The 17661-nt window shown below is 46.0% G+C and carries 14 protein-coding genes; 4 read left to right on the top strand and 10 right to left on the bottom strand.

Annotated features, from left to right (window positions below; all coding sequences use genetic code 11):
• Positions 1 to 69: 69 nt before the first annotated feature.
• On the top strand, positions 70 to 834 hold the full coding sequence (locus V144x_RS22085; protein ID WP_144988244.1) for a class I SAM-dependent methyltransferase: 765 nt from the start codon (positions 70 to 72) through the stop codon (positions 832 to 834).
• Here V144x_RS22085 and V144x_RS22080 read toward each other — a convergent pair.
• The 4 genes from V144x_RS22080 to V144x_RS22065 are packed head-to-tail and all read right to left on the bottom strand — an operon-like array spanning position 822 to position 4656.
• Complete coding sequence (locus V144x_RS22080) at positions 822 to 1742, bottom strand: inositol monophosphatase family protein (protein WP_144988242.1); 921 nt, start codon at positions 1740 to 1742, stop codon at positions 822 to 824. The genes V144x_RS22085 and V144x_RS22080 overlap by 13 nt on opposite strands.
• A gap of 30 nt (positions 1743 to 1772) precedes the next feature.
• Positions 1773 to 2696 carry an ATP-grasp domain-containing protein gene (locus tag V144x_RS22075; RefSeq protein WP_197998579.1) on the bottom strand — a complete coding sequence of 308 codons (924 nt, stop codon included), beginning with the start codon at positions 2694 to 2696 and terminating at the stop codon, positions 1773 to 1775.
• A gap of 33 nt (positions 2697 to 2729) precedes the next feature.
• Positions 2730 to 3680, bottom strand: coding sequence for a methenyltetrahydromethanopterin cyclohydrolase (mch, locus tag V144x_RS22070; protein WP_144988238.1), 951 nt, complete (start codon positions 3678 to 3680; stop codon positions 2730 to 2732).
• A gap of 55 nt (positions 3681 to 3735) precedes the next feature.
• Positions 3736 to 4656 carry a dihydrodipicolinate synthase family protein gene (locus V144x_RS22065; RefSeq protein ID WP_144988236.1) on the bottom strand — a complete coding sequence of 307 codons (921 nt, stop codon included), beginning with the start codon at positions 4654 to 4656 and terminating at the stop codon, positions 3736 to 3738.
• 343 nt (positions 4657 to 4999) lie between these two features.
• Here V144x_RS22065 and V144x_RS22060 point away from each other — a divergent pair, with 343 nt between their 5' ends.
• Positions 5000 to 5284 carry a hypothetical protein gene (locus V144x_RS22060; RefSeq protein ID WP_144988234.1) on the top strand — a complete coding sequence of 95 codons (285 nt, stop codon included), beginning with the start codon at positions 5000 to 5002 and terminating at the stop codon, positions 5282 to 5284.
• Positions 5285 to 5303: 19 nt separating this feature from the next.
• Here V144x_RS22060 and V144x_RS22055 read toward each other — a convergent pair whose 3' ends face one another.
• The 3 genes from V144x_RS22055 to V144x_RS22045 form a co-directional block, all read right to left on the bottom strand.
• Complete coding sequence (locus V144x_RS22055) at positions 5304 to 6101, bottom strand: putative hydro-lyase (protein ID WP_144988232.1); 798 nt, start codon at positions 6099 to 6101, stop codon at positions 5304 to 5306.
• Between the two features lie 5 nt (positions 6102 to 6106).
• Entirely contained in the window at positions 6107 to 6643 is a 537-nt protein-coding gene (locus V144x_RS22050) for a peptidylprolyl isomerase (RefSeq protein ID WP_144988230.1), read from the bottom strand.
• A 258-nt stretch (positions 6644 to 6901) separates the two neighbouring features.
• A complete protein-coding gene (locus V144x_RS22045; protein ID WP_232102603.1) occupies positions 6902 to 10741 on the bottom strand; it encodes a hydantoinase B/oxoprolinase family protein in 3840 nt (1279 codons plus the stop codon).
• A gap of 324 nt (positions 10742 to 11065) precedes the next feature.
• Here V144x_RS22045 and V144x_RS22040 point away from each other — a divergent pair, with 324 nt between their 5' ends.
• On the top strand, positions 11066 to 11800 hold the full coding sequence (locus tag V144x_RS22040; RefSeq protein ID WP_232102602.1) for a Bax inhibitor-1/YccA family protein: 735 nt from the start codon (positions 11066 to 11068) through the stop codon (positions 11798 to 11800).
• Between the two features lie 198 nt (positions 11801 to 11998).
• Here V144x_RS22040 and V144x_RS22035 read toward each other — a convergent pair whose 3' ends face one another.
• Positions 11999 to 13540: a hypothetical protein gene (locus V144x_RS22035; protein ID WP_144988224.1), complete on the bottom strand. Its 1542-nt coding sequence runs from the start codon at positions 13538 to 13540 to the stop codon at positions 11999 to 12001.
• A 351-nt stretch (positions 13541 to 13891) separates the two neighbouring features.
• Positions 13892 to 14899: a protein-methionine-sulfoxide reductase catalytic subunit MsrP gene (gene msrP / locus V144x_RS22030; RefSeq protein WP_144988222.1), complete on the bottom strand. Its 1008-nt coding sequence runs from the start codon at positions 14897 to 14899 to the stop codon at positions 13892 to 13894.
• 328 nt (positions 14900 to 15227) lie between these two features.
• Here msrP and sthA point away from each other — a divergent pair, with 328 nt between their 5' ends.
• Positions 15228 to 16712 (top strand): Si-specific NAD(P)(+) transhydrogenase, encoded by a 1485-nt coding sequence (gene sthA / locus V144x_RS22025; RefSeq protein ID WP_144988220.1) that lies wholly within the window; start codon positions 15228 to 15230, stop codon positions 16710 to 16712.
• Here the strand turns inward: sthA and V144x_RS22020 are convergent.
• Positions 16709 to 17653, bottom strand: coding sequence for an RluA family pseudouridine synthase (locus V144x_RS22020; protein ID WP_144988218.1), 945 nt, complete (start codon positions 17651 to 17653; stop codon positions 16709 to 16711). The two genes, sthA and V144x_RS22020, sit on opposite strands and share 4 nt — an antisense overlap.
• Positions 17654 to 17661: the final 8 nt, after the last annotated feature.

The raw sequence follows: 17661 nt of genomic DNA, 5'->3' as shown, positions 1-17661 counted from the left end.
TACCATTTGATTCCAGAAGCAATTTTCATCATCAAAATTCCTAACTAAATTTTATAAGTACAGTGAAATATGACTCCATTAAGTTCTCCTCAAAAAACTGGTAAAAAACGGATACGCTTAAAAAAATCATTGAAATCACTGATAGAATTTCGCGGTGGAAATCAAGTTGATCAAGGTCAGTTTCAATCTACGACGCGAAAACTCTATGATGGCCCTGCAGGAGCGGTTCTTTATCTAGCGAGTAAACTATCACTGCATGACCCGCTTGTTGGTCGAATTATCAAAACTCGCCGTTTTGATGTCACAGAGTTTCGCAGCATATTGGATATCGGTTCTGGAGCAGGGCAGATTCTGGGGCATCTACTTCGTGAAACACATCCGGAAGCAAGGCTGGTAGCCTGCGATTTATCACATCAGATGTTAAAACGTGCCAGAAATCGGATGGATAGCCAGCGTCCCAACTATCTTTCAGCTGACCTCACGAATCTACCTTTTCTGGATGAATCGTTTGATTGTGTTACCTGTGGCTGGGTATTGGAGTACGTAACAGATCCAAGGCATGGGTTATCAGAGATTTATCGTGTGTTGCAGCCGGGGGGAAGTCTGTTTCTGTTAGCAACCGAGGACAAATTCTCCGGGATGTTAAACAGCCGCACCTGGAAATGTCGTACTTATAACCGTGTCGAACTGGAACAAGCGTTTGAGGATTCGGGGTTGCCTTGGAAAGAACAACTCTGGTTCACACCAATTCATCAGTTTTTGAAGCTGGGAGGGATCATTGTTGAAGCTACCAAGCCAACAGAACCAGCGACGACTTCCATTCAATCTTCATAACGAATTTGACTCCAGTCTTTCGCCAACTGGCAAAGAATCTCTAAGGTTTGAGGATTGGCACTGCAGGCCGTAATCCCTGGCAAACGCAACATGTCAGCTCGATCGTCCAGCCAATGTTCATGGAAATTCACGGAAACTCCATTGTGTACCCAGACGGCATCGCCACCGAGAATCCGCGCAATGTGTAATGAGACCGGAAAATCGTAAACGTTGGGCGTATGGATCAAGGAACCTCCAAATTCTCCCGTCGCTAGATGGTCATAAATACTGCCCGGCATTTCTTCTGGAGGAACTCCTTTTAGCCCCGCTTCGGTCACGAGTTGGGCATTCGAAGTATCTTTGTCTTGAAAGCCGATCAGGTATATTCGATTTGAGTCTGGTCTTGACTGCGAATCGATGGTCGGCATGGCATCCAGAACCTCACGCGCCGGACGGTTCAAATCATCGGGGCCACACACCACCCGTTGATGAACGGCTTCAACCCATGTTCCCTGATCGCCAGTTTCCGGGACATAGACCAGTGAGTAGTGGACGGTTTCACTATCTCGTAGATGGATCATTACACAATAACCGTCAGCTGTTTTATCGCGATACTGCTTGGTGCCATCTATTGGGTCAATTGAGAGAACGTATGGAGAGTCCTCTGAAAAACGGCTAAGGTCTCCTGTTTTTTCTTCTGCCTCCATTCTGCATTCCAGGAAAATCGGATCGCGGTCACGGAGTGCGGCTACAATCAATTCTTGCAGAGTCAAATCAGCCAGAGTCAATGCATCTGTCAGTGCACTACCCGATGATTTATTTTCAACGGCGATATTGAAGTGCCTTAAACGTTTGGCAATAGCGCCTGACCACCGCAGAATCTCGGGTAAATGAGTTTGTAAAGCAGTTAAGAGTGTGTTTAGTTCCATATGATAGATCTTTTCAGGAGTATTCAAGCATTAACTTTGTGCTGAACCTACATTGTTTCGTTTTTGTTCCAGATATTCAATTACTAGAGACGCGACATCCACTTTTGTTACAGATTGAAAGCCGCGCCAACCAGGAACCGCATTGACTTCCAATACGTAGCATTCATTTGGCGAATGTGATCGATAAAGTAGGTCTACGCCCGCAAATTCGGCATGTGTTAATTCCGCGGCGCGAACCGCTAGTTCTGCCTCGTAGTCGTTAGGAAGGTAGGGTTCAGCATGTGCTTGCCGTGAAAGATTAGTGCGAAAATCATTATTGCTGTGACGGCGGATTGCACCGATTACGTTTCCATTGAGAATCAGAATACGAATATCAAAGCCGGGATGTGAAATGTATTGTTGCAGATATATTACTGCTTGTGTACGTTCCAGAGTGCGGAAGGAACGGTAGGCGAGATCGGGATCACTAATACGAAAGATGCCTCGACCTTCGGAGCCAAACAAGGGTTTGACAACAACATCACCTCCCATTTGTTGAAATTGCTGCATGGCTGCTTCAGATGATTCACAAACAGCCGTCGTGGGCACTGGTAGCTTCGCTGCTGCCAGACGTGATGTGGTCAGATATTTATCAACCGCACACTCAATTGATCGAGGTGAATTGAAGACGGTGACTCCCGAATGTTCCAGGCGTCCTAAAAGATCCATGCGGAAAACGACTTGCTCTAACGAGCCAGGGGGCATCGTGCGAATAATGAGGCAATCAAAGTCGTTCAGCTTTATATGGCTACTTTCCGCCTCATAACTAAAAAAATGCTCCTGTTGCGTTTCCAAAACATGAGAGGCTAAATCACGGAATTCCAGTCGGAAAGATGCATGTCCGCATGCATTGGCAGCATCGCTCAGCTTCTTACAGTACCAGCTTTCCTGATTTCCAAGAAGGGCGATCCGCACAAAAAAATCCACCAAAAAAATGCCAAAAGAGACTCAGAAACCAAAACTGTTTTTCAACAATGCGGTATTTGTTTGGCCAAACTGAAAAACGTTTCCAGTATCGAGATTTTGAAAGGTAATGACTGCTGGGCTGAAAAGGCCGGGATCGATTTCGTAGAAATCGTGGTTTGCTTCTTTGAAGACTTCGAGAAACGGTTTTCCAAAACAGGCAGCCGAACTGGAGGGAATCGAAGGGCCAATTTCCTGGAGAGACTCATCGTCGCCTGTAACCCAGAGTGTCACCGAACTTCCATAGAGAATCGCGTCGTTTGTACGTCCAATGCCCGACAGATGATCTTTCGCAACAGGGGCCAGAGGAGCTGTACCATAAGCTGCCTGAATACGATGGACGTCGAACTCGCATTCAAATAGTTTATGCAGGGCGGTTTCAACCGAGCGGGAAATGACCTGGATATTGCCTGCGATACTCGATGTGGGAGCCACGAGCAGAGTAATATTTTCAGGATTAATGCCTGTTGCTTCTGAGATCATTTCGACTACGTTCACGCTGGGAAGCGTATTTGCTTCTAGAATACCTATCGTTTTGGCAGGTGACTCACCAAACGCCAGTATTCGATATAAGTCTTCTTTTTCAGCAGCTGCCCTCATTGGACCAGACCCCATTGCAAAAAAATCATCGACATCAATTTTCCAGCCCGCGTACTGACTGAGCAGACAGGATTCGACGGCGTGGTCAGTTTGTACCTGCAAATAGGGTAGCGATTGTCCTTCCAGTGTGCCCGGAACGAGTTGTACATCTCCGAGATCGGACATGCAGATTCTGGCGAGTAATAAACCGGCTTGAATGCCAGCGGGAGTTTCAATTCCACAATCAACGACGCTGGCACCATTCTCCAGTGTATGTGGAATGACTTTCAGCTCACCGGCTTTTGCCAGCAGGTATTCTGTCAGTCGGCAGGCGCGTTCGTTTAAAACTCCACTCATAACGTTTTTTTTCAATCCAGCAAGTAAAATTAAGAGAACAGATATTTGGGGAATGTCACAGACAACCAACTTCTTCCATGATGCCTTTGGTTCGTTCAATCAGTTCAGGAGTGCAGACTGGGAACGGATGAAACAGTGTGTCGTGTTCAATTACCCCGCGCAACCTCAGGGCTGTTTTCATGGCGCCAATCACATATCCCACTTTGATGGTTCCATCCGGACAGACAAACACTTCAAACAATCGGACGATGGCTTCCTGTTGTCTAACGGCTTCCTGATGATTTTCCGCTGCCGCTGCTTCATAAAGTTGTACAAATAATTCCGGGCCTACATTAGCCAGCCCCGGAACTGTTCCATCAGCACCAGCCAGAACAACGGCGTGTACCAGCATTTCGGCTCCCGTAAATAGTTTCATTCCCGGAGGTTTACTAGCGACCAGACGGTGAAAGCTGACGGCATCGCCGCTTGAGTCTTTGACTCCGATGATGGTGCCTTCTTTTCCCAAGGTCATCAGAGTTTCCAGCTCTATTTTGACTTTGGTCATCACGGGAATGTCGTAAGCAAAAATCGGAATGTCAACAGATTCTCTAATGGTACGATAATGCACCAGCATGTCAGCTTGACTGGCTGGATAGTAAAAGGGAGGGCAAACGACGATTGCATCTGCACCCTGAGATTTGGCAACTTTCGCTTGGTCAATAATTTGCTCAGTTCCTGGTGCAATCACACCTGCTAAGAGAGGGACGCTGCCGTCAATGACTTTGACTGCGATTTCTGTTGCTTGCTCCCGGTCCGTCTCTCCTAGCAATGGCCCTTCCCCCGACGTACCAAATAGAAATAGCCCATGCACACCCTGTTTCAACATAAATCGGTAAACTGATTCTGCCGAAGCAGCATCAAGCCTGCGATCTGGTGTCAACGGAGTGACTACGGGAGGGAGAACACCTTTTAGTTGTTCTGAAAGGTTAATTGCCATTTATAAAGTACCAGAATCTGTGTTCAGATAAGGGGTAATCTACGGTCATTCAATCGATTGAGCAACTTTAGACTGAGTCTTATTTTATACCAAACTGGTTTACAGGATGCGATGTTCCGAGGGATCCAACTATCGGAATCGGACAGGCTTGGCTTGTTTGAGGTAAATCATGGTCTAATCATGACATTTGGAGCGATTTTGCAGAATCTATGAATTCAGTAGGATTCAAAGGTTGAGGAAAATCGATAAAAGTGAGTGGCAAATTTCGTCTTTCAAGGATTTCCCATGGGGAACTGGGGAAAATACTGGAGGAGCCTGTCACCAGCCGGATATAATTTAATATATGAGCAACCGACAAAAAACAATTTGTTTAGAGCATCAATGTGTGGAAGATCAGGCGACGCCAGTGGGAATGGTTTGTCCTCATTGTAAACATCGATTCTATACAAACCCACCGCAAGGTAATGTCATGAGTTTCTGGGAAAGTCAGCCTGTGGCTTATAGTTTGAAACAAGAGCCTTGTTTTGCTTATTCATTAATGTGGGAAAACTATCGCATTCGCTCTGTGCATCTGCCACAGAATGATTTGGTTGCTGAAGAGTCATCCCAAATGGAATCACATTCTTAAGTCAGCAGGCTTCGAAAATCTAAGAGACTGCCAGTGTCGCCTCTTTCACGTCAGAAACGAACATACAGCCGGGACTGTGTGTGATTGCAAATTCTGGCTTTGCCTGCATCAACACAGCTTGAGGTGTTACTCCACAGGCCCAGAACAAGGGCAGTTCATCTGATTCTACTGGTATAGAGTCACCAAAATCGGGTTGATTGAGGTTCGCAATTCCAATCTGTACCGGGAATCCCATATGTACGGGAGCTCCATGTACTGCAGGAAAACGACTGGTGATTTGAACCGCGCGAATGGCATCGGCGGGCTTAAAGGGGCGCATTGAAACGACGAGCGGCCCAGAAAACATACCGGCAGATTCACAATTGATTGAGGTGCGGTACATGGGCACATTCACACCGAGATCTAAATGTCTGACGGATAGCCCTGCTTTGACTAACGCTGATTCAAACGTAAAAGAACAACCAATTAGAAATGAGACCAGATCCTCCTGCCAGAGATGACTAATTTCAGTAGGTTCTTCTACCAGTTCCCCGTGCTTCCAGACTCGGTAGCGAGGGAGGTCAGTCCGCAGGTCACTACTTTCAGCTAGTTTGTGGGGACAAGGATCACCGGCTTCGGTCACTTCCAGCAATGGACAAGGCTTTGGATTTCGTTCACAGAACTCTCGAAAGTCAATGGCATCCTGCTCACGAAGAATCACTAAATTTGCCTGAGCAAAGCCAGGAGCCAGTCCCGAAGTCTGCGCGGTGAATCCACCACTCCGACAGACCTGTCGAACTTGTGTACCTGTCTGTAGTGCGGAACGATCTACATTCATAGCGACTACTTTTCAGAAACGACGACTTCAGATCCCGTGATTTGCACATCTTCATGAGGGCGATCACTATGATCAGTTTCGACGCTCCCGATTTCCAACACGACGGCTTCACTTTCCGCATCACAGGTTTTACCGAACACCGTGTATTGATTATCCAGGTGAGGGACACGCCCCAGACAAATGAAAAATTGAGAACCGGCTGAATTAGGATCATTCGTACGTGCCATCGACAACACTCCCGTTTCATGGGGAAGATTGTTGAATTCCGCATCAATCGTATATCCCGGTCCGCCTGTACCAGTTCCTTGAGGGCATCCGACTTGAACCACAAAATCAGGAATCACACGATGGAATATAATTCCATCATAAAACCCAATCTTGGTGAGACCGATAATATTACGGCAATGTCCTGGTGCAACGTCGGGGTAAAGATCCATGCGGATCTTTCCCTTGCTGGTTTCAAAGACGATCTGATAGTTGAATTTATCAAAATCAACATCGGCCAAGGCAGCATCAACTTCTTCTCGACGGTTTTCGGACACGGTACTTTCCTTTTTTGTATTATTTATAAACGGTCAGTAATGTTCTTTTGAATGAAAATCTCTCTATGCGACACCTTACAGGCTCGCTATCAAAATCACAAAGCTAATCATGGTAATAATATATTGAACGCAATAATTAACGCCTAAACTTCTGGCAATCTCTAAATTCAGGCAACAAGTATTTGGAAACTAAAACGTATTGAATGAGATTACAAACGGACTGCGAACTCTTCTGAGTTCAGCGGCAGAATTCCATTTTTATGCTTGTGTTCCAAATCCACCACCACCAGGAGTTTTAATAGTTAACAGGTCACCGGCTTCAACTGACAGAGAAAACTTACCGCCTAGCGATTGCTCGTTTGTTTCGTTAGCTTTTTGCAGCAGGTTTTCTCCGATCTGGCCTGGTGTACCGCCTTCCAGACCGAAGGGGGCGTAATCTCCGCGGCGTTCAGAGATCAATGATATTTTTAAAGGCTTCAGAAATTCAATACGACGGATAATCCCATTGCCTCCTGGATGCCGTCCCGCTCCTCCCGAATTTTTGCGAATGGAAAATTCATGCAATCGCACCGGATAGCGACGTTCAATGATTTCGGCGTCAGTGAGTCGTGTATTCGTCATATGTGTATGGACGGCGTCCGCGCCAACTCCTTCGGCAGTGGCACCACTGCCTCCGCAGATCGTTTCATAATAGCCAAATTTCTCGTCGCCGAACGTTAAATTGTTCATCGTACCCTGGCTGGCGGCTGCTTTGTTCAAGGCGCCAAGTAGTGTATCGACGGTTCGTTGTGAGGTTTCTACATTGCCACCCACCATTGCTGCGCATTTTGCAGGCGTTTCCCGTTCGGGAGGATTCAAAAAACATTCTGGCAATATGATCTTAATTGGTGCTAAGACACCACTGTTGAGAGGAATGTCTTCCTGGATCAAACAGCGAAAGACATATAAAACTGCGGCATTCACAATGGCACGATTGGCGTTCAGGTTTGTTTCGAGTACTGGTCCTGTTCCTGTAAAATCGACCACTGCTGATGTCCCTTTAATCGTAATTTGTACGGATAAGGGAGCACCGTGATCCAGGTGATCGGTAAACGAATAGAGGCCATCTTCTATTTGTGCGAGGGCCAGTTGCATCTTTTCCGTCGCCGCGCGCTGGATGTGCTGCATATAAGCTTGCACAACCGGTATGGAATAGCGAAGAACCAGATCATTCAGCAAGGTCACACCACAATTGTTGGCTGCGACTTGTGCAGAGATATCAGCCAGATTGTCATCGACAGAACGAGACGGGTATTCGCCTGTCAGCAGTAAGGATCTCAGATCCTCTTCACGTGAAATTCCTCGGTCAACCAGCTTAAAATTCCGAATCAGAATACCTTCATCGGCGAGTGTTTTCGAAAACGGTGGCATACTGCCCGGCACGATCCCACCGATTTCCGCATGATGTGCGCGACTGGCCGTAAAGAACAGTAATTTCTTTGAATTCGGATCGTGGACGGGAGTAATTACAGTGACATCTGGTAGATGCGAACCACCTCGATACGGATCATTGGTAACATACACATCTCCAGTGGCTAAATTGGGGTTATCAGCAATGATTCGTTTGACTGTTTCGCTCATTGCTCCCAGGTGCACGGGGATATGAGGGGCATTCACGACCAGGTCGCCGTTGGCTGAAAAGACGGCACAACTAAAGTCGAGCCGCTCTTTTACGTTCGTCGAAATGGATGTCTTCTGTAGTGTAATTCCCATTTGCTCGGCGATAGAGGCAAATAGATTATTAAAAATTTCCAGCATCACCGGGTCGGCTTCGGTACTAATCGTTTCATGAGCCGCTGAGTTTTTGATCGTTTCGTGAATCAGCGTTTCGCCACGTGACAATATTTCGGCTTCGAAACCGGGGTCAATAATGACTGTCGAAATCGCTTCACAGATAATCGCGGGACCAGCGATCTGATCGCCAGGACATAGTTCATCCCGCAGATAAACGCCTGTTTTGTGTGTCTTTCCCTGAAAATGAGTTTCCACTGTTTTCAGTGGATCGGGAACTCGTGAAATGACTTGAGAGGCAGGCAGGTTTGGTTCCTCCATCCGACCGACAACTTCTGTCCGCAGCGCGGTCACTTCAACAGCGCGCCCTTCATGTTTATATCCATAAAGGCGCTGGTGTTCTTGCTCAAAACAAGCGGGTTCATCTTGGCCTGCTACACAGAGAATTTGGATTGTCGCATCAGTACCCAGATAGCGCATTTCGAGCGAATGCTGTGGCTCTTCAATTCGCTCGTCTGGGACTCCTTCTGTACGGACTTCTTCTTTTACTTTTTGGTCAAGTTCCTGAAATCGGATTCCTAATTCCTGTTGTAGTTCTGCGGACCAGGGTTTAAGAACAGATTGTTGACCGAAACGTCGCACATCAGCCTGGCCGATGCCAAATGCACTCAGAATTCCTGAATAGGGATGAATTAATAATTCTCGAATTCCCAGAGCGCGGGCAATCGCACATGCGTGTTGTGAGCCGGCGCCACCGAAACTGACAAGCACATAGTCAGCCGGATCATAGCCGCGCGCGACTGAGATATTGCGAATGGCACGGACCATATTCGCGTTGGCAATCTGAAGAAATCCTTCTGCCAGTTCATGAGGAGTGTACGTTTTCCCCATTGGTGAAGACGCAATTTCCTGGCAAAGTTGAGTCAATCTCTGTTCAACTGCAGTCCGATCCAGTGCGAACGGGAACTGGCCGGGAATAATTTTGCCGAGATAGAGATTCAGGTCTGTTACGGTCAAGGGGCCGCCTCGTCCGTAGCAGGCGGGTCCGGGATTGGCTCCCGCACTGGCAGGTCCGACATGTAGCTTGATACCATCAAAGCCACAAATACTGCCGCCACCGGCTGCTACCGTTTCGATGCTAAGCATCGGCGCGACTATTCGTACACCCGCTTTTTGCGTTTCAAATTCGCGTTCGTACTCACCATCGAAGCGAGAGACATCGGTACTCGTACCACCCATATCAAAACCGATGGATTTTGGAAAACCCGCTTGCTCTGCGACGCACGAATAACCAATTACCCCTCCAGCCGGACCGGACAAGATACTGTCTTTACCGACAAAGTGAGTCGCGTCAACCAGACCACCGGCTGAAGTCATCAGCTTCAGATCACAATTTTTTAGAGGCGTACGGAGTTTACTGATATAGTCTTTCAGGATCGGGTTCAGATACGCGTCCATCACTGTCGTATCGCCACGGGAAACAATTTTGATAAGCGGTGAGAGGCGACTTGAAACACTGATTTCGTCAAATCCGACCTCTTCTGCAATTCGGGCCACCAGTTCTTCGTGTTTCGGGTTCGCAAACGAGTGCAGCAGGCAAATTGCCAGTGATTCGACTCCTGTTGATTTTAAAGTTTGAAGCTGTTGCAGAATTGTTTTCGGATCAGGTGCACAGAGCACAGTCCCTTCCGCAGTGATGCGCTCATCAATTTCAACAGTTGTTTCGAACAAGGGTTCTGGTTTTTGTATGACCAGATCGAACAAACGGGGACGATCCTGATTACCAATCAACAGGACATCGGCGAATCCTCTGGTTGTGATAAAAGCAGTACGGGCTCCATTGCGGGTGAGCAGGGCATTCGTACCTCTGGTTGTTCCGAGTTTAACACTGATGTGAGGGATCGTGTCTGTTTTTTTTAAACCAAGAATCCATCGAATTGCCAATATGGGGGCTTCTTCTCCTGAACTCAACTCGTAGCTGGTAGATTCTTTGACCGTGGCGGGTAGGGTAGGTTCGAAGTTTAAAATACCATTTACGGAGTCAAAGTTCGTCACTTGTGCCGAATGCAGGGATTGTCCCTCTTCATTCAGAAATTCGATTTGATACTCTTGCCAGAACTCTGCCGGGGCATCGCAGCGGGAAGAATCAACAATGGTGGTGGGATTAGAGATTTTCTGAACTCGACCTTTGGTAATACCCGAACTAAGTGTCTTAAAGGGAATGAAATCATTTTCTGGAGACCGCGCGATACAGTCGGTAAACGTCCCTCCCACATCGATCCAGAATTCCCATTTTTTAGGTTTATTTTCGGCTTTTAAATCATTCATTTCATTAAATATTTCGTAAGCTTTCACATGAATTTGATAGAATTCATTGACCGGTTTGACATAAACTTACGTATGAAATAACACAACCATTGCGTAGGCACAATCAAGTAATCAGCATCTGCGGCCTCTGAACCAGTTTCAGTTAACCTGGGAAAAACGAAAAGGAGATTGTTGCTACTTGAATTATGTGCACTGTGATCTATAATTATCGTGCCTGTGAGTGATCTCTTCAGATTGATCTGCAGGCTCAATGAAATATAATACCTTTGCTCAATCCATATGCACTTGGAATATCCTTACTCACTCAATTGGAGAACACTGTCAATGAATAACTATAGTCCTGATTATTACGAACAGGATACAACGGCTGGCGGAGGTGTTTTTGCCATTGACGCAATTGCCTCCGAGCGAGCCGCTTTTATTCGCAAAACGTACATGCACCTGGCTGGTGCGATCATGGCCTTCATGGGGTTGGAATTTATCCTGTTTAGCAGCGATACTTTAGTAAATGGGATGATGAATGCCATCGGTGGTAACTGGTGGCTGGTATTGATCGCCTTCATGGGCGCGAGTTGGGTTGCCAGTTCTATGGCATCAAGTGCGAAATCTCTCGCAACACAATATGCCGGTTTGGGAATTTATATTGTCGCCGAAGCCCTGATCTTTGTGCCTATCCTTTACATTGCAACTCGATTAGCTGATCCGACAGTCATACCTATTGCTGCGGTTATCACTCTTTGCATTTTTGGAGGGCTGACTGCCTATGTGTTTGTCACAGGGGCAGATTTTTCTTTCATGGGTGGTTTTCTAACCATCGCCATGTTTGGAGCCATTGGTATAGCCATTGGTGCTTCTATTTTTGGATTCTCACTGGGGCTCTGGTTTGCCGCTGCGATGATTATCCTGATGAGTGGCTTCATATTGTATGATACTTCGAACGTGTTACATCATTACTCAACCGACCAGTACGTATCTGCTTCGTTAGCTCTGTTTGCTGCGATTGCTACACTATTCTGGTATGTCTTGCGAATTGTCATGATGTTCTCATCAAACGACTAAGCGAGTCTCTACCTCAAGCAGACTTAGTTTGAATGACCAATTACAAGCACAGGTGAAGATGACTTCACCTGTGCTTTTTTTTATAGATGTTGTTTGATGTGGGATCATTTCAATTGAGCTTGGGAACTTGATATTCGTTCGACTTTCCGGCAGCGATAATTTACTTTGCTACGAATGAGGTGGAGTCCCGGTAGCCCTTTAATTCGCTGTTTCAGTAGATTTTTTTGACTTCAGTTTACCATTGAGATCTCCAAAAACACCTTGGCCCCAGTTGATTGAAGTTCCATGAAAAATATTGGGGTTGTTGACTTTAAACTCCGTTTGTGCGATTTTTTTACTATCCTGGCGAATGATGAGTCGATTCTTTTCAACGACGAATTCAATTTTGATGGGGCGATTTTTCCATTTGATCTGTGTTGCTAAATTTCCAGACATGTGAAGTTCAACTACAGATCCGTATTCACGCCGTTGGGCATCAGTCAGAAATTTATATTTGTCAAACCATTGGTAAGTACCCTTCGTTGATGTCGAGAGCATTAACGCGTTGCCCAATGGAACCATGCCGGTGACACGTTGTCCCCAATGATTGGCTACCAACCCAAATTTTTTGGCTTCGGCTTCGTAGGGATGCGTTGTTTTGTCGGTGAGTTCCGGATGAGAAAACAGTCTGCCCATTGAGTGCCACTTTTCATCATCAAGATTATATCGCCAGATTTCGGCCCACGGCCAGACCCCCACGATCAGATCACCCCGATAGATGGCCATGGTCTGAGCTTCTCGTGCAGATGAAGAGACTCCTGGTAATTTTGGTGGCCATCCTTTTAAGCGCTTTAGTTCTTGACCACGATATTCAAAAAGTTCACCGGTGGGATATTGCGCCATCAGTAATCGGTCATGATAATTCAGCATCGAATAAACTTGAAAACTCACTCCTTTTTGTGCCTCAGCCAAAGTCTTCCATCGTGAATCACTAAAAACATAGACGCCACCATAGTTCGAAACTGTAAGGACTTCATCCCGGTATTGCCCCCAGGCGAAGGGTGTGGCACCTACATATTTTGCATCCATGATAGTGGCTTGCTTTAAATCGATCGGCTCTTTTGAATCGCTGGTCCACGGGCAGGCATAAATTTTTGTGAAACCTTTCTTCTCGTTTCGATCGGTGTGATAGAAAAATAACCGTCCCAGCGCATAATAAAAATTATAATACCTCCCCTTTTCAGGTGGGGTCAGAATCACGCGATCATTGAATGCGACCTTTCCGGAAGTAAAAGTAAGGATTCCATTTCCCAAGCGCATGATTCCATCACCAGAAAGAACGCGTCCTGTTTGAGGAATTGGTGCGTCAGACCATGTTTGAGTCTCTGGGTTCCACAAGCGAACTAAGTTATTTCGGACGCTGCTCCAGGCCTGAAGTTTTTGATCCAGGTCAAGTAAATAGATTCCACAGTCTAAATCAGGATGTGATAACCGCTTGACAGAAAAGTTTCTGGCATTGTGTTCCGGACGAACGAAGAACTGTAAAGTATGCCTGTCACTGCGAAACCGTGTGTTATAGACATCAAGGAATCCAGCCCCTGCAATCACCTGGTTTTTTTTATTGCGAACTTCAAATAACGTCCCGAAGCTCTGACCAACATCTTTACCTAGATCAACTTTAACGGAAAATTTTGCAATTGGTTCCTCAGCAATCGCATCAAAAGTATTTGTTAGAATCAAAAGAAACACAGTTGGTTTCATAAGTTTGATTACTCTTGAAAAAACCATAATTAATCCCCTTGAAGTGACTCTGAAGTAGTTTCACATGATTGAACTTGGTAGTAATCCAGATTCTCAGTAGTAACAGGCTGAAATGAATTCATTTTGGATCGTAACATTTAGAGTTCTAGAGCGTCAAGTGACTCCGTGTAGCATTTTGATGAGAGAAATACGTATTCAGGCTTGTGTTTAGGCTCTGTGGGTGTGGTAAAATAAATTCATATTTCTGTTTCGATCTGAATTTATGAATACTTTCGAGTCATGTTCAGATCAGAGACTTTTTGGCGTTTATCGTCGACTAATCAGTATTTTAGTCCATGGTGCAGTGGTTTATTAACCAGTGTAGAGTCCACTTACATACTCACCATATCCGTTATATAGCTTTGTATCGTAGCGTTTTTCAGTTCCCAGCATCCACTCAGTACGCTGGCTCCACCGAGGATGAGGAACATCAGGATTGACGTTAGCCACGAACCCGTATTCGTCGGGGTTGACGCTATTCCAAAAAGTAACTGGTTGTTCGGAGGTGAGCTTGATTTTGACAATGGATTTACCGGACTTGAACCCATATTTCCAGGGAACAACCAGACGAATGGGGGCACCATTCTGCTTGAGTAGTGGTTTACCATACAGGCCGGTTGCAATAAACGTAAGCTCGTTCATGGCCTCAGCCATACTCAAGCCTTCAGTATAAGGCCAAGGCCAGTATGCAGTACCATTTGCTTTCATATAGGGCGCTTCGTTCGGTTTGTTGAAGGTCTCGAACGCCACAAATTTTGCGGTTGGCTTGGGTTCTACAAGTTTCAATAAGTGGGAAAGAGCGAATCCAGTCCAGGGAACGCACATGGCCCATGTTTCAACACAGCGATGACGATAGGCACGCTCTTCAAATTTCATTTCCTTATAAAAATCATCCATATCAAATGTGCGAGGTTTTTCACATTCTCCCTCTACACTGACTGACCAGGGAGTAGTTATGAAATTCTCAACGTACTTCCAGGCTTCTTTGGTAGTCGGACCTGTGAATTCATAAAAGTTGGTGAATTCTTCTGCCTCTTTGGGGACCGTCTCCGGGCGACCATACTTAAAAGTGGGGTTGTGAGGGGCTGGATAGATCGATTGAAATGCCTCAGGCAGTGGAGCAACGGCACCCGCTTTCTCAATTTCCTCCTCAGTCGCTTGTTGACAACCTGAAAGAAGATCTGAAAAACCAGCGATTCCTACACCATAGCCCATCATTTTCAGAAACTCCCGCCGATGTGCTTTACGATTCTGAAATACCGTTTCAGGTGTATGTTCACTCTCGGAGACGTTCCAGATTTTGCGGATCTGATAGTTCATCAGTGATTCCTTTAATTTGTCATCATAACACGGGATATTGAAAGAGTGGCTGACTCTTAGTTTATCCTTTTTGGGAGGAATATCCCTGGCGCACCAGTCCTTATAGACGCAACATAAATAGTATAACCGTCAAGATATACGCAAAATAGCTTGTTTCAGGAATTGATTCAATCTTTATATCTTTTCTACTTCGCCACATTGTCGAAGAGAAAGGTTGTTGTTTACGCAAAAAATCTAATCAGTTTTCTTATATTGACATTTGAGGATGGATCTCTCGTCTTTAAGAAACAGGTCCGTCAAGTTAGAAATGTACATTGAGAATAGTTCTATGAAATACGATCTTGTCATTATTGGAAGTGGCCCAGCTGGGCATAAAGCGGCGATTGCCGCATCGAAGCTGGGGAAGCGGGTAGCCATTATTGAACGCAATTTTCGTGGGATGGGGGGAGTCTGTTTGCATAAAGGCACGATCCCTTCAAAAACGATGCGTGAAGCCATTCTGTATCTCACTGGATATCGTCATCGTGATGTTTATAGCAAGCAGTATCGCAAAAAACGCCGCATCACAATGCAGGATCTCCGCTTGAAGCTGGCCAGCGTTGCTGAAAATGAATTGGATGTGATACACGATCAATTAGAGCGAAATGGCGTTGAAGTATTCATAGGTGAGGCCAGATTTGCCAGTCCGCATGACGTGGAAGTAGATTGCGAAACGGGGCGAAAGAAATTGTATGGGGAGTATATTCTGGTGGCGACGGGTACAAAACCTTCTCGTCCTTCACACATTCCTTTTGATGGAAAAACTATCTTTGATTCCGACGAAATACTCGATCTGAAGCAGATTCCCCGCTCAATGATTGTTGTTGGTGGTGGCGTGATTGGGATCGAATATGCGATTATGTTCGCTACATTGGGTGTTGAAGTGACTGTCTTAGATGGCCGAGAACGCTTGCTCGAATTTTGCGATCAAGAAATCATTGACGCGTTGATTCACCATGCCCGATCTTTAGGAATGGTTTTCCGTATGGGAGAAGAGGTTGTAGGGATCGAACGATTCTCCGATAAAATGGCAGCCGTCCAGACAGAAAGTGGAAAGCGTCTCGTAGCTGATTCTGTATTATATACAGTGGGGCGTGTGGGCGATGCCGACGAATTGAATTTCCAGGCAGCCGGGTTGGAACCAGATGAACGTGGTCGACTGTGGTGCAATGAGGAGCATCAGACTTGGGTCCCTCACATCTACGGGGCCGGCGATATTGTCGGTTTTCCTGCTCTTGCCAGTGTTTCGATGGAGCAGGGAAGACGAGTGGTTTGTAATGCGTTTAATGAACCATTTGAGGCCTTTGATATTATGCCTTATGGTTTGTTTACCATTCCCGAAATTTCGATGATTGGGAAAACTGAGCAACAGTTGACCGAAGAACATGTTCCTTACGAAGTGGGGGCAGCCCGCTATCGGGAAATTGCGCGAGGACAAATCTCAGGTGATACAGAAGGGATGTTGAAAATTCTCTTTCACCGCGAAACATTGAGGATTCTTGGCATTCATGCCATCGGAGAGTCTGCGACAGAAATTGTACATATTGGCCAGACTGTGATGTCATTTGGTGGTACGATTGAGTACTTCCGCAATGCAGTCTTTAATTACCCCACTATGGCGGAATGCTATAAAGTAGCCGCCTTTGATGGGCTGGAAAAAATGAGTTTGGATCGTTTATTCGAAGAAGCCAGACTCACGAAAGCGAATGCCGAACAATCCGCCGAGGACAAATCGCAAACTGAACTGGACGAACAGGAAACCATTGAGGTCTAGGCACTCCGTAACCGCTGGAGCGTCTGGTGAAAGTCATCGGGTGCTCCAGCGGTTATTTTCATACATAGATTCGTGATGGGATGAGTGAACTCAATTTGTTCGGCATGCAGTGCTTGTCTCGTAATGAGTTGCCGTTCGGTAGAGAGAGATTCATCGTTTCCATAGAAATCATCGGCGATGATGGGAAATCCTAGATCCGCCAGATGAACGCGAATTTGATGCAATCGACCTGTTTGCGGGAATGCCCGTAGCAACGAATAATGTGGAAAACGCTCTAGCACTTCAAATTTTGTCAAAGCCGATTTTGCACGCAGTGCCTGTGGATGTGTAGACATGCAGACTCCCGCTTGTGTGGGGTGTTCCCCGATGGCAGAACGGTTTTCAAATTGATCCTGTTGAGGGCTGCCTCGTACAATTGCGATATACGATTTTCTGATTTGATTTTTCTGAAACTGAATCGAAAGATTCCGATGTGCCACATGCTCTTTCGCCACGATTAAGATACCACTGGTAAATTGATCAAGGCGGTGCACAATGCCCGGTCTTAACAGGCTACGAATTCCTGTTTGATGATCCAAATAAAATTGGAGTGCGTTGGCAACGGTTCCTGATAAAATCTTACCAGCCGGATGCGCAATGATTCCGGGAGGTTTGTTAATAATGATTAACCAGGCGTCTTCAAACAGGACTTCCAGCGGCAACGGTTCCGGTTCATATGTTTTGTCTGGAGGCTCTACAAGCGCAATGCTGACTTGCTGCCCACAAAACACGCGCTGCAGTGGATGGGCAGGTATCTCATTGACTCTGGCAAAGCCAGCCTGCACCATACGTTGTAAACGATATGTCGAATAATTTCTGAAATGACGACTCAGAAACCGATCAATGCGAGCACCATTCAGGTATTTCTCGACGATCAGATCGACTTCATAGACAGGTTTCATCAAATCAC

This window comes from Gimesia aquarii (genome assembly GCF_007748195.1).
Lineage (GTDB): Bacteria > Planctomycetota > Planctomycetia > Planctomycetales > Planctomycetaceae > Gimesia > Gimesia aquarii.
Note: the sequence above shows the minus strand (reverse complement) of the source record. Positions and strands in the feature narration are given on the sequence as shown.